Here is a 26812-nt window from a genome sequence, read left to right on the forward strand (position 1 = left end):
CTCTCGTTCGTTGCGCGGGGGGATGGATCAACGCAAACCGTTCGCCGCTCGGCCCAACAGTTCATCCTTAAAATGGGCGGCGATGGACAAAAACGCGTTGGGGGCCGATTGTCCCAGCCCGCACTTCGAGGCCGATTGCATCGTCTCGCCGAGTCCGCACAATTCATTCAGGTAGCTCATCGAACAGGTTCCGGCCGCCAGCCGCCGCACGCCTTCCAACAATTTCGCGGCGCCTTCCCGGCAGGGCGTGCATTGTCCGCAGGATTCCTCGACGAAAAATTCGAGGAAATTCTCGGCGACATCCAGCAGGTCGCGGTGCGGGCCGATGACGATGACCGACCCGCCGGTGGCGACGTCCTCGTAAGCGATGGTTCGGTCGAATTGGCCGGCCGGCACGCATTGCCCGGAGGCGCCGCCGATTTGCACGGCCTTGGCTTCGGCGCCGCCCACGACCGCGAGCAATTGCGCCACCGTGATCCCCAAGGGGAACTCGTAAACCCCCGGCCGGGCGCAATCGCCCGACACCGAAAACAGCTTCGGCCCGGTCGACCGCGCCGTGCCGACACGGTTGAACCAAGCCGCGCCTTTCTCGCCGATTCCCGCCACCCAGGCGAAGGTTTCCACGTTGTTGACGATCGACGGGCATTTTTGAAAACCCGTATTCACCGGAAACGGCGGCCGGTTGCGCGGCTCGCCGCGATGGCCCTCGAGCGACTCGATCAGCGCGGTTTCCTCGCCGCAGATATAGGCGCCGGAACCCATTCGGATTTCGATGTCGAAGGCGAAGCCGGCCTGACCGTCCACCGCGTCGCCGAGCAGTCCCTCGCGCCGCCGCCGGCTCAACACCTCTTCGAGCCAGCCGCGCAGATAGGCATATTCGCCCCGCAGGTAAATGATTCCCCGCGATGCGCCGACGGCGTACGCGCCGATGGTCATGCCGTCGATCACCAAATCGGCGTATTCGGTCAGAATGACGCGGTCCTTGAAGGTGCCAGGCTCGCCCTCGTCCGCGTTGCAGATGACATACTTTCGTTCGCCGACCGCGGCCGCCGCCAGATTCCACTTGACGCCGGTCGGAAACCCGGCCCCGCCGCGCCCCTTGATTTGCGAGGCGGTCACCTCGCCGATGAGGTCGGCGCGCGAGCGTTTAAGCGCCGCCCGCAACCCGGCCAAGGGTTCGATCGCGGCAAAGGAAATTGGTCCGACAAGATTGGAATGAATCATCGCGCCTCCGCGCTTTCGGCCATGGCATGGACGCCGAAGGTCCGTTTGCATTCCTCGATGATGTCGTGCACCGCCGCCGGCGTGACCCGCGTGTAAACGTGGTCGTTCACCAACAGCGCCGGCCCCTGATCGCACATGCCCAGACAATTGGCCTCGGCCAGCGTGAACCGGCCGTCGGCCGTCGTTTCGCCGAAGCCGATGCCCAGGTCGGCTTCCAATTGCCGGGCGACGCGATCCTTGCCCTGCATGACGCAGGAAAGCGTCCGGCACAGACGAACGACAAACCGGCCTTGCGGACGCGACCTTAAGAAGGAATAGAAGGAGACGACGCCGTGAACCTCGGCGGGATGAATCGACAAATGATCGGCCACCAGCTGCATCGCCACGTCGGATATCCAGCCGAATTTCGCCTGGATTTGCTGCAAGGCCGGAATCAAGTTTTCACGCCGCGATCCCTGGCGCTCGAAATACGCGGCGATCTCCTGTCGCAATCGCTCCTGTTCCGTCACAAGCATCGCTCAGGCCCCTTTCCGTAAAAGCTCGGCGACCGATGCCAACAACCGATCCGCCGCAATCGGTTTTTCCTCGAACTTGTTCACCGGAACCAGGTCTTGATCCGGGCCGTAGTCCAGTCCCGTGACCTTCCCGATGCTCGACATCATGAGGATCGGTTTGGTCCATCCCTCGCGTCGTAGCGTTTGCGCCAAAACGAAGCCGTCCGCCGGCGATTCCATCATCACATCCAAAATCAGCAAATCCGGCTGTTCACTTGCGATCATGGCCTGCCCTTCAGGCGCCGAACGCGCGGTAACCACCGCGTATCCGGCCCCTTCCAAAACCGTCTGGATGGCAAAAACAAAATCGCCGTCGTCGTCGACAACCAGAATTTTCACCATCGCTCGAAGCCTTTCGTGTCGAAAATTAGTATTATGATTTTCAAAATCGTGTTACCATTGCCAAGAACCCGCCCTTTTGTCAAGCGAAAACACCGGATCGCAGGATTATTTTATCGCCCTGCCGTTGGATCTCTGCCGCGATTTTCCGGATGAAACGACACCTTCGTTCGCCTACAATACAGGTCGATTGCCGACGAATAAGGGTGGCCAAACCCTGGAGAGGAATAGCGCAATGCAGTTTTTGCGGATCGACATCAGCGGCGCAGTGGCGGTGATGACCTGGAAACACGAGGAACAAAACCGGTTCACGTCGCCGTTCAACGAGGAAATCATCGCCGGCCTGGAGCAACTGGCCGCCGACCCGGCGATTCGGGCGGTCGTGGTGACCTCCGGCGTGCCGAAATATTTTTCGACCGGCCTCCACCTCGACTGGATCAAGGCCCAGGTCGCCGCCGACCCGGAATCCCTGCGGCCGTTCTTTCATTCGATCAACCGGCTGATGACCCTGGCGACCGGTTACCCGAAACCGCTGATCGCGGCGATCAACGGCCACGCCGTTGCGATGGGCTTGATCATCACCGCCTGCATGGACTACCGCCTGATGGCCGTCGACCGCGGCTTCCTGCGCTTGCCCGAGGTCCAAATCGACATTCCCTTCCTGCCCAGCATGACCGCCGTCTTCAACGAAATCCTGCCGCCGCGCTCGTTCCGCGACCTGGCCTATACCGGCGACAAGTTCACGCCGATCCAGGGGCAGGAAATGGGGTTGATCGATCAGACCTTCCCGGCCGCCGAACTGCTGCCGGCAGCGGTGGAACTAGGGAAGAAGCTGGGCGCGCACAAGTCGGCAACCTACGCGACCATCAAGCGCGACAACCGGCGCCGGGTGCTGGCCGCGCTGCGGGACGACGACCCGGCGGCGATCGAGGTATTACTGAAACGATTCACCGGTTAGCGACGCGCGCCGCGGAAAAAATTCGCCGCGCAGGAGCCCGCCATGAAAGTGACGATCACCTATTGCACGCTGTGAGGGTACCTGCCCAAGGCCGTCGGTCTGGCGGCTGAGTTAAAAGAAAAATTCGGCGCGGAGGTGGAATTGATCCGCGGTTCCTACGGCGATTTCGAGGTGCGCGCGGACGATCGCCTGGTCTATTCCAAAACGCGAACCGGCCGCTTCCCCGAAGCGGGCGAAGTCAGCCGGTCGCTGGGCAAGTAGCGCCGGCCGCCGTCAGTTCTCGCCGGATCTGGTATCTTGGTCCGCGGTGGCGTGCGCCTCGTAGGCAATGACCTGGGCCAGCCCCCGCGCGGCCTGAGCGTTGCGCGGATTGATTTGCAGCGCCTGCGCGAACAACTCGCGCGCCTCCCGCCAGCGCCCTGTCGGCCCCGCCTCGTCGGAAACCAACACTTCCGCCAGCGCCGCCATCACCGCGTCGTTGCGCGGATCGGCGTCCAGGGCGTCGCGGAGCAGCGACTCCGCCCGGCGGTAACCGTCCGACCGGCCCTCGCTTTTAGCCGTATCGATCAACTTCGCCGCCTCTTGAATCACGCCGAGCTTAGGGCTGGCGGCCGGGCCCGCTTCCTCCGTCGCTTTCTTATCCGAGGCACAACCGGCCAATAGTAAAAAAAGTAAGACAATCGAGATGGTAATCCACTGTCTCATCGGAATGGTCCTCCCCTCTGGCCCGCCGATTGTATCACGCCGCTTCCTTGCCGCTTCAAGTGGCCTTTTCTTCTTGTGGGCGATCGGCAAACCGGGTAAGAAAGCCTAGGCGGTAGCCAGCAACAGGAGTCCGGGCGTGTGCGAAAAATGGTCTGACCAAACCGGCGACGATCGGGGTATGACGTCTGGCGTCGCGCCCGATCGCCGGGCCGGCGAACGCTCCGTTCGTTTGTGTTCCGAGAGCGCCGCTCTGCTCGACTGGCTGCTGCGCGAACCGATCCGCTACCCGGACGGCCGCCTGGCCGCCTGGCTGGATGATCAGCGGCCCGTCTTTCCTTATGAGGAATCGACCGGCTATCTGATTTCGCTCCTGGCCTGGCTCTACCGGCAAACCGGCGAGCCGCGTTTCTGTCGCGAGGCCTGGCGGTCGGCGACGGCGCTGGCGCGGGCGCTGGGCGACCGGCCCGGCTGCGGGCGCGACGGCCGGATTTATCTCTTCGACACCGCCGTATGTCTGCGCGCGCTGGGCTCGGTGCTCGCGTTGCCACCCGAAACCGGCGATGTCGCGGAACGCGCCGCTTTATCGGCTTTGGCGACGCGGCTGGCCCGGACCGTTTTGTCGCTGTTTCGGCGACGCCGGGCCGTTCTCGACGACGAAGCGCCGGCCGGCTCGCCGCGCTGGTCCGAAGCCTTCACCTTCCACTTGTTGAAGGCGCTGCCTTTTTCTCTTCCCTGGCTGTCGGAGTTACGCGAATTGCTGGATTGGCGGGCGCTGGCCGACGAATGGATCGGCGCGCATTACCGCGACGGCCTTTTCGTCCTGCCCGGGCCGTCCGATCGCGTCTACCTGCACGCCCATTGTTATGCGGCGGAAGGTTTGCTGGGTCTGGCGGATTCGGGGTATCGGCCGGCCGAAATCCTGCCGCCCGCGATCGGCGACCGGCTGGCCGGGCTGCAAATGCCGTCCGGCGCCCTGCCCCGGTGGCATCCGGAAAACGGCGAGCGGGAAGCGGCGGGCGACGCGACCGCGCAGGCGGTCCGGCTCTGGCAATGCCTGGACGCGGCGGCTTACGCCGGTCCGATCGCGCGCGGCCTGGCGTATCTGCGCGCCTCGATCGCGCCCGCCGGCGGGGTCTATTATTCGTCGCACCTGCGGCACCCCAATTCGTGGGCCACGATTTTCGCCCGGCAAGCGTTGCAGTGGGGCGACGGCCCCGGGGAAAAGCAGCAGTTGATTTGATGACGCGCCGCCCGTCCGGGGTTCGCTTAATTGACTTTCCCGGGACACGGTGTTAATAAAAGCAAGCCCTTAAAATGAGGTGTTTATCGCCTCGCGCCAACGAATAGAGGTAATGCCATGCCGAAAGACTTGACGAACCAATTCCTTTTCGAAACCGACCTGACCAAAATCGACCCCCTCTTCGCGGAATTGATCGATCGGGAAGACGAACGGCAAGCGCGTCAAATCGTGCTGATCCCCTCCGAAAGCATCTGCTCCTGGCCGGTCCGCCGGGTCCTGGACAGCTCCTTTTCCAACCTGTACGCCGAAGGCTATCCGGCCGCCGACAACACCCTGATGTCCACGGCCGACCTCGGCGACCTGCCGATGCGCCTGGCCCATTACCGGCGCTACGGCGACCGCCGTTTCTACAAGGGCAACGCCTACGTCAACCCGGTGGAAGCGCTTTGCCGGCGGCGGGCGGCGGAATGTTTCGCCACCGCCAAGACGCCGTTCGGCTCGATCTTCGCCAACGTGCAGCCCCTGTCGGGGGCGGCGGCCAACCTGGCGGTTTACGAAGCCTTCGTGCCCCTGGGCGGTACCGTGATGGGCCTGAGCTTGATGGAAGGCGGCCACCTCACCCACGGCAGCAAGTTCAACATGACCGGCAAGCGGTACAACATCGTTTCCTATCACGTCGATCCGCAGACCGAGCTGCTCGACTACGACGCCATCCTGGCGCTGGCCAAGGAAGCCAAGCCCAAGATGATCATCACCGGTTACACGTCCTATCCGTGGGCGCCGGACTTCGCCAAATTCCGGCAAATCGCCGACGAGGTGGGCGCGATTCTGATGGCCGACATCGCGCACCCGGTGGGCCTGGCGATCGCCGGCGCGTATCCGAACCCCATCGACCACTGCGACGTGGTGACCTTCACCACCCACAAGACGCTGATGGGGCCGCGTGGCGCGGTCATCCTGACCAAAACCGAGGAACACGCGCGCAAGATCGACGCGGCCGTGTTCCCCGGCGAACAGGGCGGCCCGCACATGAACACCATCGCCGCCCTCGCCGTCGCGTTCCACCTGGCGCAATCCGACGGCTTTAAAAAACTGCAAGGCAAGATCGTCGAAAACGCCGGGCACCTGGCCGACGAGTTCAAAAAGCTCGGCCTTCGCCTGGCTTACGGCGGCACCGACACCCACAAGCTGCTGATCGACCTGAAGTCCCTCGGCAAGAAAAACGGCGTCGTCCTCTACGGCGAACCGGCGGCCCACATCCTGGAACTGGCCGGCATCGTCCTGAACAAAAACACCATCCCCGGCGACGCCGAAACGGCCTTCGGCACCGGCCTGCGCATGGGCACCCCGTGGCTGACCCAGCGCGGCGCCGGCGAAGCCGAGGTGCGGCAGGTCGCCCGCTTCATCCACCGCATCCTGACGGCCTGCGAACCCTTCCTCTACAAAGGCCTGACCCGGCCGCTGCCGCGCGGCAAGGTCGATCCGCGCGTCCTGCGCGAGGTCAGCGAGGAAGTGGACGCCTTCTGCGCCAAGCTGGCGGTGCGCCCGCCGCGCGTTTCCGGCTATCCGCACTTCCCGTACCTCGATCCGGCCAAGGGCGGCCGGTTGATCAAAATCACCGGCCCGCACGCCGAGGCGTTTCTCGCCGATACGATCGCCGGCGATCTGTCGACCTTGAAAAACGGCGGCGTCATGACCGCGTTCGTGCTCGACGGCGACGGCCGGGTGATCGACGAGGTGTCGTTGGCCCGGTTGCCGCGGGCAAACGACGCGCGCCGCGACGGCTTCGTGCTCAAGGCCAATCCGCAAAACATCCGGTCGCTGCTGGTGTGGCTGCGCGGCCTGTCCGACGGCTTCACGCTCTTCGAACCCGGCGATGTCACGGCGAAAATCGAAGGGCCGGCCGTCATCGAGCAACTCGAGGAAGACTGCGAGTTCGTCAAAACCTGGACGGCGAAACTGCCCGACACCGACCCGCAAATGGCCGGCCGGAGCGGCGCCGAACTGCTGGCGCGGATTCCGGTCAAGCGGCCTTATTTCATCGGCCAACACGCGCTGGCCAAGGCGGCCCCCAAGCCCGACCTGCCCGCATTCGCCTGGCAAGAGCCCGCGGAAGCGCTCAAACGCACCAGCCTCTATGAGGAACACAAAAAGCTCGGCGGTAAACTGGTGCCCTTCGCCGGCCACGAAATGCCGGTGCGCTATGTCTCGACCATCGAGGAGCACAACGCGGTCCGCAAGGCCGCCGGCCTGTTCGACGTGTCGCACATGGGCGTCTTCGAGGTCAGCGGTCCGCGCGCCCTGGCTTTCCTCGATCTGGTCTGCTCGAACTACATCGGCGCGATGGCGGTCGGCGATTCGCTTTATAACTACCTCTTCGATCACGACGCCAACCTGCTCGACGATCTGCTGGTGTACCGCCTCGAGGAAGAGCGCTTCTTCATGGTGGTCAACGCCGCCAACGAAGCGAAGGACTGGGCGTGGCTGACCGCGGTCAACGAGGGCCGGGTGCTGCTCGACGCCGAAACCCCGCAGCGGGCGATGGAAGCGCCGGCGGTGCTGCGCAACCTTAAAGAAGCGCAGTGGGGCGCGGAACGGCGGGTCGATCTGGCGCTGCAAGGGCCGAAATCGAAGGAAATCCTGCTCCGGTTGGTCGATGTGCACCAGAAGGAAGTGCTGCGCAAGCTGGGCCGCACCAAGTGCGGCTACTTCAAGCTGGCGGGCTTCGACACCGTGGCCTCGCGCACCGGTTACACCGGCGAAGCGATCGGCTTCGAGATTTTCGTCCATCCCGATCAGGCGACTGCGTTGTGGAACGCCATCCTCGAGGCGGGGAAGGAATTCGGCGCGCTGCCGATCGGCCTGGGCGCCCGCGATTCGCTGCGCATCGAGGCCGGGTTGCCGCTCTACGGCCACGAACTGGCGGGCCATTACGACATCACGCCCGACGAGGCGGGCTTCGCCGGCTACGTCAAGCTGCACAAACCGTTCTTCATCGGCAAACGGCCCTACATGAAAAAGGTGGCTGGCCGCGAGATGAAGATCGTGCGCTTTGCCGTGCCCGCCAAGGGCAGCAAGCCCGTCAAGCTGGGCGATCCGATCATCGACGACAAGGGCGCCTGCCTGGGTTACGTGACCAGTTGCGCCACCGACACCGAGGGCTTGCTCGTCGGCCAGGCTTACGTGCAGCAAAAGAAAGCGGCGCTCGGCCCGATCCTGATCCTGCCCCTGCCCGCCGGCGGCAAAAAATCCCCGGGGGCGGAAGACCTCAAACCGGGCAGCCGCCTGCCGATGCCCGTCGAGGCGCAGATCATCAAGCGGTTCCCGAAGCGGTAGGGGAAACCTTTCATTCTGAGGCTCTTGGCCGAAGAATCGACTGACCCACATGAAAAAAGCGGGCTCTACGGAGTCCGCTTTTTTCTTTGCAATAGTTGATTATTGCGGCATCCGGCGCATAACCACACTCGAACGGTGATTTGTTGGCAAATGGTAAAAATTGGTGACATTCTCATTAATACCTATTACGGCGCCATCTGGCGCCTGCCACAGGCTTTTCAACGGGTAACCGCTTTGTTCGTCGTGCCACTGAACCCTGTCGTAATGCATCATCGGAGGAATCATTTTATCCTAATGATTATAGCACTTATTAACGATTTCTTGGCTGAGCGGTATTAATTTCATTTTTCCTGTGTTAAAACTTTTTTCATGGTTCATCTAATCAAGCCAGACTCGCAATATGGGGATCTTGAGGAAGTCACTCGGCTGTATCGACAGGAACGAGATAGCCGCCTCTCGACTCGCCTTAATATCATTCGCCTGCTCATGCTTGCGAGAAAATGTGGTGGGCGCGGTGCGACCGCGGGACGGGAAACTCGCCTGCCTGATGATGCCAGCGGTGAATACCGAAACCTTTTAGATTTTTCTGAATCATCTCCAAGACCAAGCTCCTGACGGCCGGATCGTATTGGTCCTGGACAACGCGTCATGGCATAAAGCGAAACGTTTGAACTGGGGCCGAATCTAGCCGCTCTACCTACCGCCTTACTCGTCGGACCTCAACTGTATCGAACGCCTTTGGCTGGACATCAAAAACCAATATTTCACCTACTTCGTTACCAAGTTGCACGAAGAACTCAAACGTCATCTGGAAACCGCCCTCAAGTTCTATCGCCTGCATCCGGAGGTTTGCTGGCAGATTTGAGGAGCAAAGAAATGACTAATAAGTGCTATAATATGTCATCATATTCCAATAGCATGCTATTTTTAATAGCCATTGTATTTTTCTCGCCAATTATGCCGTTATTTGCTTTTAACCTTGTCGATACAGCACTTCTTAAACTTTTTTCCGCTTCCACATGGGCACGGATCATTTCTGCCGATTTTTTGGGCTGAGATTTTCTGGAAGGCAATTTTTCTACCTTTGAGATTCCTAGTCTCCTTCTCTAACTCCTCGTCAAAAATCCATTTGCCCTCAAACATTTCAAAGTCAAGAACTCTTGAGTTCTCACCACGCCATTTGAGCGGAATAACAGCCCATTCCTCCGCCCTTGTCTCATACATTTTTATACGACAATACGCCTCCAATCTCTTTAGTATTTCAGAATTGATCTCGGCGGTCGTACATATGGTCAGTCCCCAATTTGCCTTGCGAAACTCCATTGAAAAATCATGGTCTCGCCCATCTCGCAAATGCATCTGTTTTGTTTGTTGAATGTACTGAAGAACCTGCTGCTGTGCATCGACGCTAAGATCAAGCAACCTTGTTGTAAGTTTGGAGAACCCCAGTTTATTAGTATTTTCAATTTCTTGAATCAGAGATTTGAACGGTTGAGGTATTTTCTGCTTTGGTTTTTCTCCACTGGAAACCCGGCCAGCAAGGAGATCATAGTATCTGTCCAACTGTTCCGTATATCCAACCAACGCAATATTGTCGTATTCTTTGGGAAGCTCATCGGGGAAAAATTCTTGGTTTAAGTAATACATAAAGATATCCAACTCGTCTTCTGCCTGAAACTGTGGATAATCATTTAATCGAATTCTCTTTTTCAAATAGTGTAAATACTGAGAAGGAAACTCGCATAACTCGGAAATGATGCGCAAATCATTAATGAATATTGAATAAGGCCATTCTTTTCCCTCAAGCAAACCTAGCCGCTTTATAGAATTCAACTGTGTTGCATATGGCCCCAGGTATTGCAGCGTGACGTTTATTAAGAATACGTTTTTATATTGTTGCTTGTCAGTTAACCTTAGAACTTGTTGGCCCTTCTCATCTTCGAAAATCGGGGTTTCACTATTTTCAATGAAATTTTTTGTCCGTAGGGCTTGCGTGTAAGCTTCGTCAACAATAGAAGAAAGGTCCCTGCGGATTCTCTCAAGACTTCCCCGTTTTGCCGAAAGAGAAATCTCTCCAGATTTTGCTTCAAGGATAAAGATATTTTCATCAAACAAAATGATGCCATCTGTTTCAGCCCGGACCGGAATTCCCTTTTCCTCAACCCTATAGAAGAGACCTTTGTAGACTTGCGCTGTCGGGAAGATGTTTTTTATATACTGAATTGCCTTATTTTCCAAATACTTGCCGCGTTTTTCCAAGTATATTTCCGCATAATACCTGGAATCAGCATCTCGAATTAGTCTTTCAAATATTGTCATCAAACTTCGAAATGGAACCTGAGGAGAAAAACAATAATATTTTTCTCCCCAACGCAAGACCGGAAATTCAAAGATTATTGAGTCATTCGTTGGCCAACCGGGGCTTTTATTAAAATCCACAAACTTATAGTTGTCACCGGGGACGGCGCATATCAGGTCCAGAGCCTCTTTCTTGACCGAATTATTTGGAATAATTTCAAATGGGTTTTTACTTATGTCTCTAAAAGCAACGGCAACCCTCTCCTCCAATTCCGAACTTCCTGGTTCTTTTCTAAACATCTCCATGGCCTGTGCTTCGGATTCGAAAGCCTTCTTTCCTTTTTTTGCCACATATATTTGAAATTTATTATAGTGCTCTATGAGCGCTTTTCCCCGTTTCCGTCCGTTGTTGATATTGTCTATAACTTGGTCTTCTAATTCTTGAATAGCGCTAATAAAGGTTCTCGCCGAAAATCCATAATGTTTTTCAAAAAAGTTGTCATGCTCTGAAAATATCTCCAAAACCATTTCAACGTGGTGTTCAGGATAGGAATCACCACGAATGTGCAGAAAGCGCACAATGGAGTGAAAGCGAAGACGGTCGTCCTCCCAATTTCTCTTATGCTCAACAGTTTCTGTACCAAAATACCAGGCAACTTCTTGATAGATCTTTTCAATTAGCTCGCTAAATCTCTTGATCGCCTCCTTTGAGGCGTGTTCATATTTCGATTTTCTCGATTTTCCTAAGACCAAGCTCAGTGCATATTCCGCATAAGATTCCTTCCCCTGATGTGTGATCTCCGTATACTCTTCGGGATCACCAAAACAATTTGTCATTGAGACTATAGCCAAGAGTTCTAACGGATCATACTTGTCAATTATTTCCAATAGTTCAGCAATATTATTATTGATATTACCTTTAAGTCGAGGACGCGACTCCCGCATTTTCTTTAAATGTGACTCGAACTCAGCTTCTCCCAAATCCGATCCCATCCTTAGCACTCGTCCGTTTCGTTCGAGTGTTATTGGGCCATATTTGTGCACTTCATGGTCGCCAACCCTAATTTTCATATGTTTATTTTTACGTTTTCGTTTATTTATTTTGCTCAACCTAAAACTCCTTCCGACATATAGTCTCAAGTATGGATATTCACTCTACAGCTCATTCGGCTGGATTGAACTCCATAACTTTGCCTCTGACTCTCGCACGCTTTCCATGAATCAATCGCGCCTGCATGAGTGCATTATAGTACGCATAAAATATTCTTCTAGCAATTGGAACCCAGTCTCTCTCAATGCAAGCGTCGCGGTATAAATTATAAAGTTCGCCTGAGAGTAGCTTTTTATTCTTCTTGACAATCTCGTAGAGCAATTGGTGATGCTCAGTCATTTTCTTCGATACATAGAGTTGCTTCAGTTCTCGTGTACTGCTGAATCGCTTGTGTAGGTGTTCGCTTTCCAAGAACCCTTTGAATTCACGTTCCGCGAAATTCGATGCACTACGCAACGTTTGTATCGCGATTCGTGAGTCGCCCTGAGCCATCGAAGCAATCTGCTCAAGATGAGTCATGCTCCATGTGTCGGGCTTCAATGCGTGGGAAGCACGATTTATCAAGATATGGACAAGTTCATCGTCAAGATATGGCGGGAATCCGATTATCTGGACGTTCAAGCGCGATCCGACGCAGCTATAAAGGCAATAAAGGTCATAGCGGCTCGTACAGGCGCAGACGATACCCACATTGCCAAGCGTGGAAAGAGTGTGAAGCGTGTCATTGCGATCTTTTAGAGGCATTTGGTCGATTTCATCCAGAACAATAATGAGCGGCGCTTGCTTTATAAATCGTCGAAGTTCGCTGAGAGAACTCAAACCGGTTGATCGTTCTCCCGGCCTTCCGGCAGCATCCGCAACCACTCCCAGCCGTATTTTTGCAGCAACTCGTCGAGCGAAGGTTCCGGCCGCGGTTCGCCGGGGCCGGCGGCCGTCAGCCCCGCCTGGAGGATGGCCGCGACGATCCCATGCGCGGCCTGGTGATAGCCGCGCCAGTTCAGGTGGCAGACATCGACGAACAACTCAGAGCCGGGCAGGCCGTGCGGCGCGGCTTGCTCCAGCAGGTTTTCCAGATCGGCCAGGGCGAACCGGTTTTCCGTCGCGTAGTCGCGCAGGAATTGATTGAATGACGGCCGCATCTGGGAAGTCGGCCGCTGCTCGACCGCCAGCTTGTAGTACTGACGGGCATCGTCCCACCGGCCGAGCGCCTCGGCGCAACGTCCCATATAGAGCAGGCTGTACGCGGTGTGGCGGCTCTCGGCCAATACTTTCAGCGCCGCCGCGTACTTTCCGGCGGCCAGCAGGCGGCGGCCTTCCGTCAGGGCCGCGTCGTTCTCCGGCAGCGGATACGGCGATTGCTTCGCGTCGTAGCGCAAATTGATCGGCAGCGTGGCCAGAACCAGCTTCACGCCCCGCTCGCGCGCCGCCTCGCCGATCACGCGGATATTCCGCTGAAAAGCCCGGCGGATCGCGGCGGTATCGGCGTCAGCCGGCGAAAAATAATTGCCCTGGGCGGCGGGCGACGGCCGAATGCCCTTTTTCAACAGGCGATACAGCACCCACCGATGCAACAGCGCGTTGTATTGGGTCGGCGGCACGTAGCCTTCGTTGTTGCCGGTGGCAAGAATCAGCAGATCGGTGTCGAGTCGCACGAGTTGCCGCGCGATCTCGGCGACCCGCGTGGAATTTTGCGCGCCGGCGGCGGCGTTGACGACCTCGAACCGGCGCGACGGAAACCGCGTTTCCAGCAGGGCGCGAATCCAGTTGGGCAGATCGCCGCCGAGATTTTTCGCGCGATCCTGATGGGCGTACGGCGTACCCATGGCGAAGGATTCGCCGGTGACGAAGACGCGAACGACGCCCGGTTCCTTCCGCAGCGGAAACGTCGAGGCGACCATATTGGCGTCGGTCAGACGGTAAACCTTGCCGTGCGGACCGTCTTCCAGCCGTAGCCAATCGACCGGCGGATACGCCACCCGATCCTCCGGCCGCTGCGTGTCGATCCAACCCCGCGCTTCCAGAAAAGCCACGATCAGCGTCGCCGCGCCCAGAACGGCCGCCGTCAGCACCAGGGCGAAAAACAACCGTTTGCCGCGCGGCAGCAAAACTCTCGGCGCGGTGTCGGGCGACGTTTCTTTCATTGTTTTCCAGAATTGAATTTGCCTTTTTGTAACACATAGCAAAAGGAAAACGAATTACGGTTGGCGGTTCGCGCCACCGCGGTTTATGATTCCGCCATCGTCAGCCACCAAACGGGATGAACGAACATGTTCGCTCGCTGGCAAGCCCGGATGCTGAAAAACCCCACCGGCCTTTTCGCCCGGTGGTATCTGGGGCCCCTGTGGAACCGGCGGAATGCCGTGCTGAACGACGCGGCGCTCGAAGAGTTGCTAAAATTCCCCGGCGGCCGGGTATTGGAAATCGGGTTCGGCGGCGGCTACCTGTTGGAGCGTTTGGCCGCCACGGCCAACGATGCGGTCCTCCACGGCGTCGACGCCTCGCCGACGCTCGTTCATTTCGTCTCGCGGCGCCTGCGGCCGCTGATCCGCGCGCAAAAATTGACTTTGCATTGCGCGACCGCCGAAGCGCTCCCCTTTCCGGACGCCGCTTTCGATCAAGTCGTTTCCGTCAATTCGTTGTTCTATTGGGACGACCCGTCGCGCGGTTTCGCCGAAATCCGCCGCGGGCTCGCCACGCCCGGCCGCCTCGTGCTGTGCCTGACCGAAAAGGAAAGCCTGCGGGTAAAAAAATTCAGCCGCCACGGCCTGAAGCTTTTCGAAGCGGAGGAACTCGAACGCCTGCTCGCGGCAGCGAATTTCACCGGCATCCGTTGCGAACGGCGCCAGGACGCCTACCGCCGTTTTCTTCTCATTACCGCGAATGCACGCTGACTCGACATTCGCCCTCTTCCATCCTGCCGGCCGTCAACCAACCGGGAAATAAAATAATAATCATTTGTTATTGATGGGTTATGGATATCGCTGCCGAACCTGGGGATATAAACAGAAGGTTTTTCAGACCGGATTAAAACGGACAAAAATGAGATTGACTAGTCCGTCCGTTTCGATTAGCCTGGAGTTGTTGACGCGATGCGCCGTTAAACATGGTAGGAGGCAAGCCACGGTTTCTCCACTGCGAAAACAGCGGGATTTCGACCGCAAGGAAAGCACCCGGCAGGAACTGCTGGACGCCGCCATCGACGTGTTCTGTGACAAAGGCTATCACTTCAGCCTCATTTCCGACATTGTCACGAAAGCCGGCGTCGGCCAGGGAACGTTCTACCGCCATTTCAAAAGCAAGCGCGACCTGATCGATTCCATCATGGACGAGTTCGGCCGGATGATGCTGGGCCAGTTCGATTTCATGACCGTCCACCTGCCCGCCAACGCCGACGAGTACCGGGAGGCCAGCAAAAACGCCATTCAGGCGATGGCCACGCTGCTGGAAAAAAACCGCAAGCTGGCCTTGCTGCTGTTGCGGGAAGCCCCGACCGTGGATCGCGACTTCGAGCAACGCGTCAACGAGTTGTACAACCAGTTTGCCGGTCTGGCCGCATTTTATCTGGATTACGCGGTCGACCGGGGATTCGCCCGGCCTTGCAACACCACCATGGTGGCTCAGGCCATCGTGGGAATGGGGTTGCGCCACATCAACCTTTGGCTGCACGACGAAACGAACCGGACGGACATTCACGAGTTGATCAACGAACTGGTGGATTTCGCATTTTTGGGCTTTGGCGCCTGAAACGGAGAGACATGCCGCATGAGCAACCCTGAAACTCACGCCTCGAAGCGCGCGGCATGCGGACAACAGGGATTTTCACGGAGTCAATCATGGTGACCGTCGGCCGCTATCCTTTCGAACGACAAGAATCCGATCACTCCCCCGACCGGAATCCCCGCCTGCACGCGGACCAACTGCACTTGTTGAAAATCCAGCGCACCTGCGTCCACGACGGCCCGGGCATCCGCACGACCGTTTTCTTTTTCGGCTGCGGGTTGCGCTGCGCCTGGTGCCAGAATCCCGAGGCGCTTTCGCTGAAAGCCGACGACGCGACCGGCGAGTTTCGTTCGGTCGACGAGATCGTCGAAATCATTACGCGCGACAAGGACTACTACATTAAAACGGGCGGCGGCGTGACGTTGAGCGGCGGCGACCCGCTGCTGCAGGATCCGGCGACGCTGATCCCCCTGCTGAAAAAATTGCGGAAGGAAAAAATCCACGTCGCGGTCGAAACCTCGTTGCACGTGCCCTGGAAAAACGTCGAAAAACTGGCGCCGTACATCTCCCTCTTTCTCGTCGATCTGAAAATCGTCGGCAACGATCTGCTGCACAAGAAATACACCCACCAGACCACCGGCCTGATCCACGGCAACATCAAAAAGCTGCTTGCGCTGAAGGCCAAGGTCAAATTCCGCATGGTGATCGTTCCCGGCTACAACGACGCCGACGACCATCTCCGGGCGGCCGCCAAATTTCTGAAGTCCGTCGGCCACCGCTCGCTCGAACTGCTGAAGTACCACAGCATGTATGAGGAAAAAGCCCGCCGGCTGGGCATCGAGCGTGAATCGTTGCACATCGGGAACGACCAGGCCCTCGCCGCGGTTAAAAACGCGGTGCGGGTGTTCGCCGACCAAAAGATCAAGGCCGAGTGCTACGACCTGGACGCGCCCCGGCACAAAGCGGTTTTCACGCCGCGCGTTTACGACATCCAAAAGGCGATCCGGGAAAGCGATCACAGCCTTTGCTTCGAGGTGTCCCGCCTGAAAACGGCCTTCTACAAGAAAAACGGCTTCGACCAGCCCAACCCGATTCACCGGGCCAAGCGCCTCGCCTACGTGTTGCAAAACAAGCAGGTCATCGTTTATCCGGGCGAATTGCTGGTCGGCAATTTCACCTCGAAACGGCGCGGCGCCCAGGTGTGGGAAGAGCACTACGGCATTCTGCTGGGTTCCATTCTCCACCAGATCGACACCCAGGAGCCGGTGCCCTTCAAGTGCAGCCGGGAAGATAAGATCGACTTTTATCGCAATATTCTGCCGTTCTGGATGAAGCATTGCCTTTTACGGAAAGTCTATCCCACGATCCACGACTTCCGCCTGCCCCTGGCCCGGATTTCCGAGATGAATACCGGGTTCAACAACAACCTGTCGGCGATCGCGCATTTCGTCGTCAACTATGAACGCATCCTCAAATACGGCACGACGGGCCTCATCGCCGAGATCGAGGCGACGCAAAAGGAAAAACCCGAAAACAACCGGGACTTCTACCTCGGCGCGATCATCGGCCTGAAAGCGCTGGAGACTTTCGCCGAAAATTACGCCAACAGCCTGGCCGCCCTGAGCCGGAAAGAAGCCGACCCGATCCGCCGCCGGGAACTGGAGGAAATGGCCGCCATCTGTCGTTGGGTTCCGAAGAACCCGGCCCGCACCTACCATGAAGCCTTGCAGAGCATGATGTTTCTGCACATCGCCATCTGCATCGAATCCTACGAAAACGCCATTTCCCCCGGCCGCCTCGATCAGATCCTCAATCCCTATTACGAAAAGGACAAAGCGGCCGGCCTCATCGATTACGAGAAAGCGAAGGAGTTGTTGGCGCTGTTCATCCTCAAGCTGGACGAATCCATCCTGGCCAACGACGGCAACACCTATATGCGTTTCGGCCGGCTTTTCGAAACCATGTCGATCGACCAGACCATTACGGCGGGTGGGCTGGACAAGGACGGCAAGGACGCCACCAACGACCTGACCTACGCGCTGCTGGATATCTGCGAATTGCAGCCCTACGCCGCGAACATGACGGCCCGCATCCATCCCGACAGCCCGCCCGAATACCTGGACCGGCTGGCGGAAGTGTACATCAACGGCGCGCCCATGCCGGCGTTGTACAACGACGAGATTTATCTCGAAACCCTGCAAAAGCACTACGACACGACGCTGGAAGACGCCCGCAACTACGCGATCATCGGCTGCGTCGAACCCAACGCCTCGGACGATCACTACGGCAACACCGACTGCGCCAACATGAACGTCACCCTGCCCTTCCTGCAGGCGCTGAAGGGCGAAGAGGACGACCTGTGGAATTTCGGCATCCCCGACCAGGTGGAAAAAATCGCCACCAAATTCATCGATTTCAACTTCGACGGGAAAGACGGCGGGATCTCCCAGGCGGTCACCGCCAACTATCACAAGGTCCGCGACCTGTTTAAAAAATCGCGCGCGGCCAAGCCCAATCCGCCCGCCGACATGAATGAACTGCTGGCGCGGTTCCAGCGGCGGTTGAACCACCTGGCGACCGCCATCCTGACCGATCACCAGACGATCGAAAAAGCCATCCGGGAAAACTTCACGACGCCCCTCGCCTCGACGCTCTTTAAAAGCTGCATCGAGCGCGGCAAGGACGTGACCGAGGGCGGCGCCCGCTTCAACAGCAGCGGCATCCAGGCCGTGGGCATCACGGACGTCGCGGATTCGCTGCACGCCATCGACGAGGTCGTCTTCAAGCAACAACGCTACACGCTACTGGAAATCATCGACGCCATCGAACACGACTTCGTCGGGGAGAATCGCCCGCAAATCCGCGAAGCCTTGCTGGCCGTGCCGAAATTCGGCCAGGACGAATCGCCGGCCGCGGTCGCCTGGGTGAACCGGACCTTGCAGGCGTATACCGACGCCCTGAAACAGGTGCCGAACTGCCCGCGCAACGGCATTTACGCCGCCGGCTATTACGCGCTCAACGTCAACGACATTTACGGCAAGAAGACACCGGCCCTGCCCTCCGGCCGCTTGCGCGGCGTTCCGTTGGCCAACAGCGTCACGCCGCACTATGGCATGCAGTTCGCCGATCTGCTCTCGTCGCTGAATTCCGTCGCCGGGGTCGATTTCGTCGAGTACGCGCCGAACGGCACCACGGTCACCTTCACGATCGACGCCGCGCTGTTCCAGGGACCGGGCGGGGTCCGCAATCTGGCGAGCATCTTCAGCACCTATTTCAAGAAGGGCGGCATGCAGTTCCAGCCCAACGTCATCAACCGGGAAATCCTGCTGGATGCGTACGAGCACCCGGAGAAATATCCCTATTTGCTGGTGCGGGTCGCCGGTTACTGCGCGTACTTCAACGACCTCTCCGACGACTTGAAAAAGATCATCATCAATCGCACTTGTTACAGTTGATCGCGGCCCCTCGCCGCGCGAAAAAACGGGAAGATTAAAGCCGGTTCGCCGGCTTTAATTTTTCGGCGGACACACTGTCGCGCTTAGCGGAAGATTGTCGCGAAAAACGCGACCATTTCCCGCCACGAATCGGCGTCGGCCGCGGCGTTGTAAGCCACGCCCTTGGCCGGATCGCTCCCGGCCTCTTTTTGCGTGAAGGCGTGAACCGCTCCCGGGTAGGAAACGAAACGATAATCGACCTTGGCGTCGTCCATTTCCTTCTTGAACAACGCGACCTGCGCCGGCGGAACGACCGGATCGTCGGCCCCTTGCAGGACCAACAGCCGGGTCTTGATCTGTTTGGCGTCCGCCGGGTTGGGCGTATCCAGATTGCCGTGAAAGCTGACGACGCCGGCCAGATCCGCGCCGCCGCGGGCCAGTTCGAGCACCGCACCGCCGCCGAAGCAATAGCCGATGGCCGCCACGCGCCTGGCATCAACCAGAGGACTGGCTTTGAGCCGGGCCAGCCCCGCCGCGGTGACGGCGCGCAACAGCGCCCGGTCGGCCCGGAATTTACCGGCGGCCGCGCCCGCCTCCGCCGGGTTTTTCGGCCGCAAATCCTGGCCGTAGATATCCGCGACCAACGCCACGTAACCGAGTTCCGCCAGTTGTTTGGCCCGTCCCAATTCGTAATCGGTCGGCCCCATCCATTGATGAACGACCAGCACGCCGGGACGCTTGTCCTTCCCGGTATCGTCGTAAACCAGCCGGCCGGCCAAGGTGGTTCCCGCATGCGAATAGGGCGCCGGTTCGACCACGATTTTCGCCCAGGCCGAGGTCGCGGCCAGCGTCGTCAGAATTAACGCCAGAATCATCGTTTTCATTGCCGCCTCCGTTCTACTTGCAGATTAATCATGCCGCGGGCGAAATTCATTCCGCCCGACTAAAAAACGCTTGGGGGATTGCGGTGGGCGGCGTCCGGTTCGGGTGCCTATTGCCGAAAAGCGTCGATCGCGATATAGGCTTCTGGATGCATTTTTTCAGAAGTAATATTTTCTCCCGGCGGGCGGGAAACAAGACAAACCGAAAGAGGCGGCAACAATGAAAACCTGGCTGTGGTTGGCGGCGCTGCTCCTACTGGCGATCTTCACAACGGGCTGTTCCTGCGACGATGACGATGACGACAACGACTCCGGCGGTCAGGATGACGACTCCGGCGACGATGAAAATGACGACGACCAGACGGACGACGACGCGGCCGATGACGACGTCTGCCGGCTCGATTCATATACCGGCGATTACGGCTGCGACGGCGTCGACGACTACTGCGCCGACTACACCTATGACGCCGACGGCAACCAGACGTCGGAAATGCTGGACGACGGTTGCGACGGGCCTTCGCAAGACGATTATTGCGCCACCTATGAATACGACGCGGCCAACCGTTTGCAGCACGAGGAACGGGATATCGATTGCGACGATGTCATCGACACCTGCGGCGATTACGAATACGATGCGAACGGCAATCAAATTCTGATTCAGTTGGACAACGACTGCGACGGCACGCCCGATTGGTGCGATGCGACCGAATTCAACGCCGAGAACCAGGCCGTCTCCTACGAACTGGATACCGACTGCAACGGCGTTCCGGATACGTGCGGCACCTACGAATACAACGCGGACGGGCTGGAAACAGACCTGCGTGAAGATACCGGTTGTGACGGAACGAATGACTGGTGCGTTCATTGGACGTACGATGCGAACGGACGGGTGGCGACCTATCAAGGCGACACTGGGTGTGACGGGACTCCCGAATTCTGCTCGGAATACGTCTACGACGAACAAGGCCACGAGATTGGTTACAATCTCGACGACAACTGCGACGGCCCGTCGCCTGACGACTATTGTTCGACCTTCGAGTTCGACGAGAATGACAACTACGTGTCCGAATCCGATGACAACGGCTGCGACGGCACCGTCGACGACTGTTGGGAATATGTCTGGGATTGCGAGTGAAGCGACTACCGCGCCGCTAAAAAACGATCCGGTCGGTTCAGTGAACTACCACTGCGCATCGTGGTCGCAAAAGTCGGCCAGGGCGGCAGCGAAATCCGCGCCGGGGGCCAGCGTGCGGCAACCGGGAATCGCTTTGGCATAGAGCGCCGCCACCGCGGCGGGATGCAAGTCGTCACCGCCAGGCTGCAACAGAGTCGGCACCGCCAGCGCGCGCAATTCAGCGAAATCATCGAACGGCTGGGCGCCCGCGGCCAGGAACGCCGTCGTCGCGGCGATGCTGCCCGCGTCGAAACCGTCCAACATGGCCAAAGCTTGATCCCGCATCTCGGGCGGCAGGTTCCCGTACAGCGGGCGCAACACGTCGACTCCCTCGGCCGGGGCGCGGCGGCCGAGCGCGTCGGCCAGGCCGAACGCCATCCGTTGCACCTCGGTCAATCCGCGTTGAGCGCCGGCGTATACCGGCATCGCCATTACCAGTCCCGCGACCCGCTCCGGCCGGCGCAAGGCGAAACGAAGCGCGACCCCCGTCCCGCCGGAAACGCCGCCGACCACGGCGCGGGGCGCTTCGAGTCGATCCAGAAGCGCCGCCAGATCGTCGGCAAGCCTATTCCACGAAAGCGGCCGCGCATCCCACGATTTGCCGCTGGCGCGCAGATCGGGCGCCACGACGCGAAACCGCGCCGCCAGCGGCGCCACCAGGCCCCAAGCGGCCGTATGATCGGCCAGCCCGCCGTGCAGCATGACCACCGGGCGACCGGCGCCGTCCTCGACGACAAACAGTTTGGTCCGATCGCCGGTAAACCATAATTCGCGCATGGTTCCTCTTTTCAGAAGCCGCAACCACTGTCGTCGTTGTCGTCATCATCATCGTCGCCGGCCGCATCGTCGTCGGTTTCGCCGGCGGAATCGTCATCATCGTCGCCGGCCGCATCGTCATTGGTGGCGTCGTCATCGGGGGGCGTGGCGTCGTCGTCTGCCGTGTCGTCATCCAAAATGGTGCCGTCGTCGGGCGTGCCGCAGTTCGACAGCGTCAGGCCGAGCTCGTAGTTCGAAAAATTCGCCACCTCGTGCACCGGTTGCCAATTCTTGCCGATGAGCCAGCCGCCGCCCGGATTGATGTACATCGCCGGGTCGCCGCCGCCGGCCGCCGAAAGCGCCCAGTACCAGAACACGTCGGTTTCCCAGGTGACCCAATCGAGATACAGCATCACCCAATAATGCCCGGGCGGCAGGCCCGACGCGGTGTCGGTGGCGAACAACGTGATGCCGTTATGGTAGTCGCGGTCGAACGAAATGCGCGGATCGTTGTACGACCAGTAATCCGACCACACCGGCGCGTCGCCGCCCTCGGGATAGCCCGCCGGATGGCCGTCCTGATCGCGGTAGATCAACACGTGAAAACCGGTCGCGTGCCCGGGATCGCCGCCATCGGTGCCGCAACCGTTGAAGTCGAAGCGGTCGATCACCCACCGCTGATCCGTGGGCACGGTGAAATCCTCCGCCGAATAGGCGTTGTAGTTCGCGTAATCCTCCGCGAACTGGGTGGACAAAACGCCGGTGACCGGCTCCAGGTCCATTTCCTGGTGCAGATATTCGCCGCAGGTCAGACAGGTTTGCTCCCACCCGCAGGCCTGACCGGACGCCGCGCAGTTGACGCAGGCCGCGCCGCCCGTGCCGCATTGGTTGTCCGCGGTGCCCGGCTGACAAAGGAAGCCGAGGCAGCAGCCGTCGGGACAGGTCGCGGCATTGCAGGCCGCGAAGAGCGGCGTCGCCGGCCCGATCCAGAACAACAAAACGACGAAGGCCGGAAAAATCGCGCGAAACCAAATCGAATAACGGTTCTTTGGCGGCTTCATTTTCTCTCCCTGGTCGGTCGACCGCGCCGGTCATTCGGCGCGGCGGAGCCGTCGGAATTTTTATGGATCGCATCGTACACAATCGCCGGGAAAAGGCCAAACGGCCATCCCGGCGAAACCGCAAAATATTGATTGGCGCGATTCAGCCGCGCACGCAGAAAAAGGCTTGCGCCATGAAACCCTTGCTTTCGGGAAAAATTTCCGCGCAACCGAAACCAAGCAGCCAGACTCCCAAGGTCGTATCCCCGTCTGGATATTGGATCGGCGTCGTCGACCAGTATCCGTTGTCGCTGCCGCTCAGCTCGTTCGGCCAATAATACCCGTCCGCCGGCCCATCCCCGCAATAGCAACGAATGCAATCGTCCAAACACGATTCGACGATACAGTTTTCCGTCACCCCGCAAGCGCCGTCTTCCTCCATGTTCGGACAACCGCGTACCAACGAGCGAAGTTCGGTGATCGTCGGCAACCGCCAATCGGTGAAACCGCCGCCGACCATCCGTTCGCAATAGGATTTCGCTTCATTCCAGAGCATCCGGTTTTCCTCATCCTGGGCCTGGACCTGCCAGGTCAGCCCGGTCGAGGAATCCAGCCACACTTGGCCCGCGGGAACGGTATCGGCCGCAGTGTCATCGCCCGCGTCGTCGTCACCGCCGGTGTCGTCGTCGTTGTCATTGTCGTCGTCGTCGCCGCAGGTAAAGGCCGCCAACGTCAAAAAAGCGAAGAGTACAAGTCCCCAGATAAACCGATCGCCGGTCATTTTAATACCTCCCGCCAAGATCATGTTCGAAATGGAATGACTTTATTTTAAATTGGCGACCGTATCGTTGGCAATTCGCCCCCATTGGCCTTGCTTCATTCGCCGGAAAGAAAAGGGAAGCAACATCGGAACATCCTCCTGATACCGGCGATAAGCGGCGCCGAACTGCGCGACCAGATCCCGTTCCTCCCAGCGGGTGGCGACGACGATCCAGGCCGTGAAGAGCACGTTGGAGAGAAGCATGTCGGTCGTGAGGGCAGGTACGGACCAGAAGGCGATGAGTACGAAGAAGTAGAGCGGGTGCCGGACGAGGCGATAGGGCCCCTGGATCGCGAGTCCCTCCGGCTGATTGGTCTTGCCGTGTAGGTGCGCCCGCAACGGGGATAGCCCCAGCGGATCGAAGCCTCCCTTACCCAGGGACCAGGCTCCCCAGAAGAACCCCGCCGCGGCCAGCAGCGACAGCCCCGTCGGCAGCCAACGGACCGGACCCGTCAGCGTGAAGAGCGTCTCGTCCGTCCGCTGCCAGAAAACCACCAGGAGGGCGAGCGCCACGCCGGAAGCGATCGCGTAAACGGAAGGATAGAAGTAGGCAGGGATAAATGAGCTGGCCCAGCGCTTAAACTTACGGCGGATCATGCCGCTGTGCTGGACGAAGAACAGCAGGCAGAGGAAGGCGTCGAGCGACAGGCGTTCCGCCGACGAAAGCGACGTAAAAGCGGGGCCGATGCCGGGGAAATGAAGCAACAAAACGATGGACCCGCCGCCGACCAGGATGGCGAACGCGATCAACACATAAGCAACCAGGTTTTTCATGACTTTCCTCCTGCCCATCGAGCAGACTGTTGAAAAAGGCCGTCCTGGCCTTTTTCAACCGCGCTCAACAAAAAGCGTGGTTTTTATTTCGCTTCATTTTCGGCAATTTCGGAAGTTGCCGAAAATGGCGATCCATCCCTGAATCGCACGCCGGGTGTTTTTCAACACCCGGCTAGGGCGCACTTCGTTGCGCACCGAACCAGACGTTTCCCGACTGCTCAAGGTTACAGAAAATCTCACCGCCGGTTCCTGTAACCTCGACCGCCCGAAATACGTCTGGTATTTGAGCGCCGAGAATGGCCGGCGCATGACAGACAGGAGGAAAAATGTCCATTGACGAAAAGACGACGCTCTTGGTATGCATCGGAGCAGCGATGGCCGCCAACTGCGGACCCTGCTTCGAGCACTACTACGGTAAGGCAACGGCGGTAGGCATCACCGCCAGTGAGATCGCCGAGGTCCTCGAGGTGTCGGCGAAGGTGAAGAAGGGGGCCCACCTCGCGCTGCTGAACCGCATCAGCGACCTGATGAAGGGCAACGCGAAGCGGGACGCGCCCTGTGGTGAGCCGAACACCTCTGGTTGTTGCTGCGGGTGACCACACCAAGGAGACGAGGCTTGGACTGGTGGGAACTTTATGATCGCTGGTACGGCCCGGTGCGGGCGTTCCTGGCCGCGCGCCTGCGCGATGAAGCGGCGGCCGACGATCTGGCGCAAGAGACATTCGCCCGCGTTCACACATCCCTGGCCGAGTTGCGCGATCCGGAAAAGGCGAAGGCCTGGGTATTTCGCATCGCGCACAACCTATATGTGGACCGGGTGCGCGCGGGTCAGCGGGAACCTTCGACGACCAACGAAGACGAAGAGGAATCGCGCACGGAAGATCCCGCCAGCGAGGCGTTCGTCGGCGAGATCGAGCGCCAGGAGATGAGCCAATGCGTCCGGGACAAGATCGCCTTATTGCCCGAACCGCTCCGGACCGTGCTCGTGCTGTTCGATCAAGAGGAGTTTTCCCACCAGGAGATCGCCGAGCTGCTGGGCCTGAGCATCGGCGCGGTGAAGGTCCGACTGCACCGCGCTCGGCGGGCGCTGAAGGAAATCCTCCAGCGCGAATGTTCGTTCGAGATCGACGGGCGCAGCGTCCTGGTGTGCAGCCCCTGTAAACCGCCGGCGGATCCGCGCGACAAACCTCAATGGTAATTGTATTGCCTCCCTCCATCCGCCAATCGCCGTCGCTGACCGAGCTTTTCGCCTCGTTCCTGCGGCTCGGCGCGACCGCCTTCGGCGGGCCGGCGATGATCGCTTACATCCAAAAACTCGCCGTGACAAAAAAGGGTTGGTTGACCCCGGAGGATTTCAAGAACGGCGTGGCGCTGTGCCAGACGATCCCCGGCGCGACCGCCATGCAGTGCGCCGCCTACGTCGGCTGGCGAACCCGGGGTCTGCTGGGGGCCATCGCCGCCTTTACCGGCTTCGGCTTGCCGGCTTTTTTGGTCATGGTCGGACTCGCGATCGTGTATCGCCGGGCGGCCGGCCTTCCCGACTCGGCCGCCGCCTTGACCGGGTTGCGCGTGATCGTCGTGACGTTGGTCGCGAACGCGACCTGGACCTTCGGTCGGTCGTGGGTGAAGGACTGGCGGGAAGCCTTGCTGGTTTTCCTGGCGGCGGTTTTTTTCCTGTCCGGAATCAGTCCCTTCGCTTGTCTGCTCGGCGCGGGCGTGGCGGGCGGCGTTTTTTTCCGAGACCGGAAGAACGAAAGCGCCGGGCCGGTAGTCTCGGACGACCGTTCGTCATGGTCGCCGCTGCTTTTGCTGGTCGCGGCCGCGGTCTTTCTCGTTATTTTTCTCGCCTGGGATCGGAAGTTGGCGACCATCGCCTTGATCATGATGAAGGTGGACGCCTTCGCGTTCGGCGGCGGTTTCGCGGCCCTGCCGCTGATGCTTCACGAAGCGGTCGGTGTGCACGGGTGGCTGTCATCGTCCGCCATCATGGACGGCATCGCCCTCGGACAAGTGACGCCGGGGCCGATCGTCATCACGGCGACCTTCATCGGTTATCAGGCCGCGGGCGCCGCCGGAGCCGTCGCGGCGACGGTCGGCATTTTCCTGCCGTCGCTTTTCATCGTCACGTTTGTCGAGCCGTATTTCCGGCGCCTGCAGTCCTCGCCCACTTTTCGCGGCGTGACCAGGGGCCTGACGCTGTCGTTCGTCGGGCTATTAATTTCGGTGACCATACACTTCGCCCAGGCGGCGCCGTGGAGCATCCGTTCCGGGATCATCGCCGCGCTGGCGATGGCGGCGCTGCTTTGCAAGGTCGATCTGCTTTGGGTCGTCTTGGCCGGCGCCGTCGTTTCGGTGATCCTGCTTTAGCAGGCTGTTGAAGAATCGACTTTCCGGCATGATTTTTCGAAGTGAAGCGGGTTGATGGCGGTTGCGGCAGCAAAAACGGCGATCGCTGGTGGGATATTTGGTGCCGCCGGGGCGGCGCGGGCCGCCCGGCGGGCGGCTCGA

General features: G+C 59.2%; 23 protein-coding genes and 1 pseudogene. 12 read left to right on the forward strand and 12 right to left on the reverse strand.

Features of this window, described 5'->3' with window-relative positions:
- Nucleotides 1-27: 27 nt before the first annotated feature.
- Genes GX444_16870 through GX444_16880 form a run of 3 tightly spaced genes read right to left on the reverse strand, consistent with a single transcriptional unit; the run spans nt 28 to nt 2120 of the window.
- Nucleotides 28-1224: a dehydrogenase gene (locus tag GX444_16870; protein ID NLH50255.1), complete on the reverse strand. Its 1197-nt coding sequence runs from the start codon at nt 1222-1224 to the stop codon at nt 28-30.
- Complete coding sequence (gene nuoE, locus GX444_16875; GenBank protein NLH50256.1) at nt 1221-1739, reverse strand: NADH-quinone oxidoreductase subunit NuoE; 519 nt, start codon at nt 1737-1739, stop codon at nt 1221-1223. The genes GX444_16870 and nuoE overlap by 4 nt, the downstream gene beginning before the upstream one ends.
- A gap of 3 nt (nt 1740-1742) precedes the next feature.
- Nucleotides 1743-2120 carry a response regulator gene (locus GX444_16880; GenBank protein ID NLH50257.1) on the reverse strand — a complete coding sequence of 126 codons (378 nt, stop codon included), beginning with the start codon at nt 2118-2120 and terminating at the stop codon, nt 1743-1745.
- Nucleotides 2121-2352: 232 nt separating this feature from the next.
- Here GX444_16880 and GX444_16885 point away from each other — a divergent pair, with 232 nt between their 5' ends.
- Together GX444_16885 and GX444_16890 are read left to right on the forward strand one after the other, a co-directional pair.
- The gene (locus tag GX444_16885) at nt 2353-3075 is read left to right on the forward strand and encodes an enoyl-CoA hydratase/isomerase family protein (GenBank protein NLH50258.1); all 723 of its coding nucleotides are present in this window, start codon (nt 2353-2355) and stop codon (nt 3073-3075) included.
- A gap of 81 nt (nt 3076-3156) precedes the next feature.
- Nucleotides 3157-3336: a SelT/SelW/SelH family protein gene (locus tag GX444_16890; GenBank protein ID NLH50259.1), complete on the forward strand. Its 180-nt coding sequence runs from the start codon at nt 3157-3159 to the stop codon at nt 3334-3336.
- 12 nt (nt 3337-3348) lie between these two features.
- On the opposite strand, the gene GX444_16895 is transcribed toward GX444_16890, so the two are convergent.
- Complete coding sequence (locus tag GX444_16895; GenBank protein NLH50260.1) at nt 3349-3780, reverse strand: tetratricopeptide repeat protein; 432 nt, start codon at nt 3778-3780, stop codon at nt 3349-3351.
- Between the two features lie 178 nt (nt 3781-3958).
- Between GX444_16895 and GX444_16900 the strand changes: the two genes are divergently transcribed.
- The 3 genes and pseudogenes from GX444_16900 to GX444_16910 all read left to right on the forward strand — a co-directional run bounded on the left by GX444_16900 (nt 3959) and on the right by GX444_16910 (nt 9221).
- Nucleotides 3959-5020: a hypothetical protein gene (locus GX444_16900; protein NLH50261.1), complete on the forward strand. Its 1062-nt coding sequence runs from the start codon at nt 3959-3961 to the stop codon at nt 5018-5020.
- Between the two features lie 117 nt (nt 5021-5137).
- Complete coding sequence (gene gcvT, locus GX444_16905) at nt 5138-8356, forward strand: glycine cleavage system aminomethyltransferase GcvT (GenBank protein ID NLH50262.1); 3219 nt, start codon at nt 5138-5140, stop codon at nt 8354-8356.
- Between the two features lie 691 nt (nt 8357-9047).
- Nucleotides 9048-9221, forward strand: a pseudogene (locus GX444_16910) (hypothetical protein).
- Between the two features lie 98 nt (nt 9222-9319).
- Here the strand turns inward: GX444_16910 and GX444_16915 are convergent.
- From GX444_16915 to GX444_16925, 3 genes are all read right to left on the reverse strand, one after another.
- Nucleotides 9320-9715 (reverse strand): hypothetical protein, encoded by a 396-nt coding sequence (locus GX444_16915; GenBank protein ID NLH50263.1) that lies wholly within the window; start codon nt 9713-9715, stop codon nt 9320-9322.
- Nucleotides 9716-11816: 2101 nt separating this feature from the next.
- Nucleotides 11817-12524, reverse strand: a complete 708-nt coding sequence (locus GX444_16920) for a hypothetical protein (protein NLH50264.1) — start codon at nt 12522-12524, stop codon at nt 11817-11819.
- On the reverse strand, nt 12521-13846 hold the full coding sequence (locus GX444_16925; GenBank protein NLH50265.1) for a tetratricopeptide repeat protein: 1326 nt from the start codon (nt 13844-13846) through the stop codon (nt 12521-12523). The genes GX444_16920 and GX444_16925 overlap by 4 nt, the downstream gene beginning before the upstream one ends.
- Nucleotides 13847-13972: 126 nt before the next feature.
- On the opposite strand from GX444_16925, the gene GX444_16930 reads away from it, so the two are divergent.
- From GX444_16930 to GX444_16940, 3 genes are all read left to right on the forward strand, one after another.
- Nucleotides 13973-14596, forward strand: a complete 624-nt coding sequence (locus GX444_16930) for a methyltransferase domain-containing protein (GenBank protein NLH50266.1) — start codon at nt 13973-13975, stop codon at nt 14594-14596.
- Between the two features lie 148 nt (nt 14597-14744).
- A complete protein-coding gene (locus tag GX444_16935) occupies nt 14745-15449 on the forward strand; it encodes a TetR/AcrR family transcriptional regulator (protein ID NLH50267.1) in 705 nt (234 codons plus the stop codon).
- A gap of 89 nt (nt 15450-15538) precedes the next feature.
- Entirely contained in the window at nt 15539-18880 is a 3342-nt protein-coding gene (locus tag GX444_16940) for a radical SAM protein (protein NLH50268.1), read from the forward strand.
- A gap of 83 nt (nt 18881-18963) precedes the next feature.
- Here the strand turns inward: GX444_16940 and GX444_16945 are convergent, their stop codons facing one another.
- Nucleotides 18964-19743 carry a dienelactone hydrolase family protein gene (locus GX444_16945; protein ID NLH50269.1) on the reverse strand — a complete coding sequence of 260 codons (780 nt, stop codon included), beginning with the start codon at nt 19741-19743 and terminating at the stop codon, nt 18964-18966.
- A gap of 217 nt (nt 19744-19960) precedes the next feature.
- Between GX444_16945 and GX444_16950 the strand changes: the two genes are divergently transcribed.
- Nucleotides 19961-20875, forward strand: coding sequence for a hypothetical protein (locus tag GX444_16950; GenBank protein NLH50270.1), 915 nt, complete (start codon nt 19961-19963; stop codon nt 20873-20875).
- Between the two features lie 45 nt (nt 20876-20920).
- Here GX444_16950 and GX444_16955 read toward each other — a convergent pair whose 3' ends face one another.
- From GX444_16955 to GX444_16970, 4 genes are all read right to left on the reverse strand, one after another.
- Complete coding sequence (locus tag GX444_16955; protein NLH50271.1) at nt 20921-21691, reverse strand: alpha/beta hydrolase; 771 nt, start codon at nt 21689-21691, stop codon at nt 20921-20923.
- 11 nt (nt 21692-21702) lie between these two features.
- A complete protein-coding gene (locus GX444_16960; GenBank protein NLH50272.1) occupies nt 21703-22731 on the reverse strand; it encodes a hypothetical protein in 1029 nt (342 codons plus the stop codon).
- A gap of 142 nt (nt 22732-22873) precedes the next feature.
- Nucleotides 22874-23491 (reverse strand): DUF1566 domain-containing protein, encoded by a 618-nt coding sequence (locus tag GX444_16965; protein ID NLH50273.1) that lies wholly within the window; start codon nt 23489-23491, stop codon nt 22874-22876.
- A 42-nt stretch (nt 23492-23533) separates the two neighbouring features.
- A complete protein-coding gene (locus GX444_16970) occupies nt 23534-24304 on the reverse strand; it encodes an isoprenylcysteine carboxylmethyltransferase family protein (GenBank protein NLH50274.1) in 771 nt (256 codons plus the stop codon).
- A 326-nt stretch (nt 24305-24630) separates the two neighbouring features.
- On the opposite strand from GX444_16970, the gene GX444_16975 reads away from it, so the two are divergent.
- The 3 genes from GX444_16975 to chrA are packed head-to-tail and all read left to right on the forward strand — an operon-like array spanning nt 24631 to nt 26671.
- The gene (locus GX444_16975) at nt 24631-24900 is read left to right on the forward strand and encodes a carboxymuconolactone decarboxylase family protein (GenBank protein NLH50275.1); all 270 of its coding nucleotides are present in this window, start codon (nt 24631-24633) and stop codon (nt 24898-24900) included.
- Between the two features lie 20 nt (nt 24901-24920).
- A complete protein-coding gene (locus GX444_16980; GenBank protein NLH50276.1) occupies nt 24921-25502 on the forward strand; it encodes an RNA polymerase sigma factor in 582 nt (193 codons plus the stop codon).
- A 5-nt stretch (nt 25503-25507) separates the two neighbouring features.
- Nucleotides 25508-26671, forward strand: coding sequence for a chromate efflux transporter (gene chrA, locus GX444_16985; GenBank protein NLH50277.1), 1164 nt, complete (start codon nt 25508-25510; stop codon nt 26669-26671).
- Nucleotides 26672-26812: the final 141 nt, after the last annotated feature.

The organism is Myxococcales bacterium (assembly GCA_012517325.1).
Lineage (GTDB): Bacteria > Lernaellota > Lernaellaia > Lernaellales > Lernaellaceae > JAAYVF01.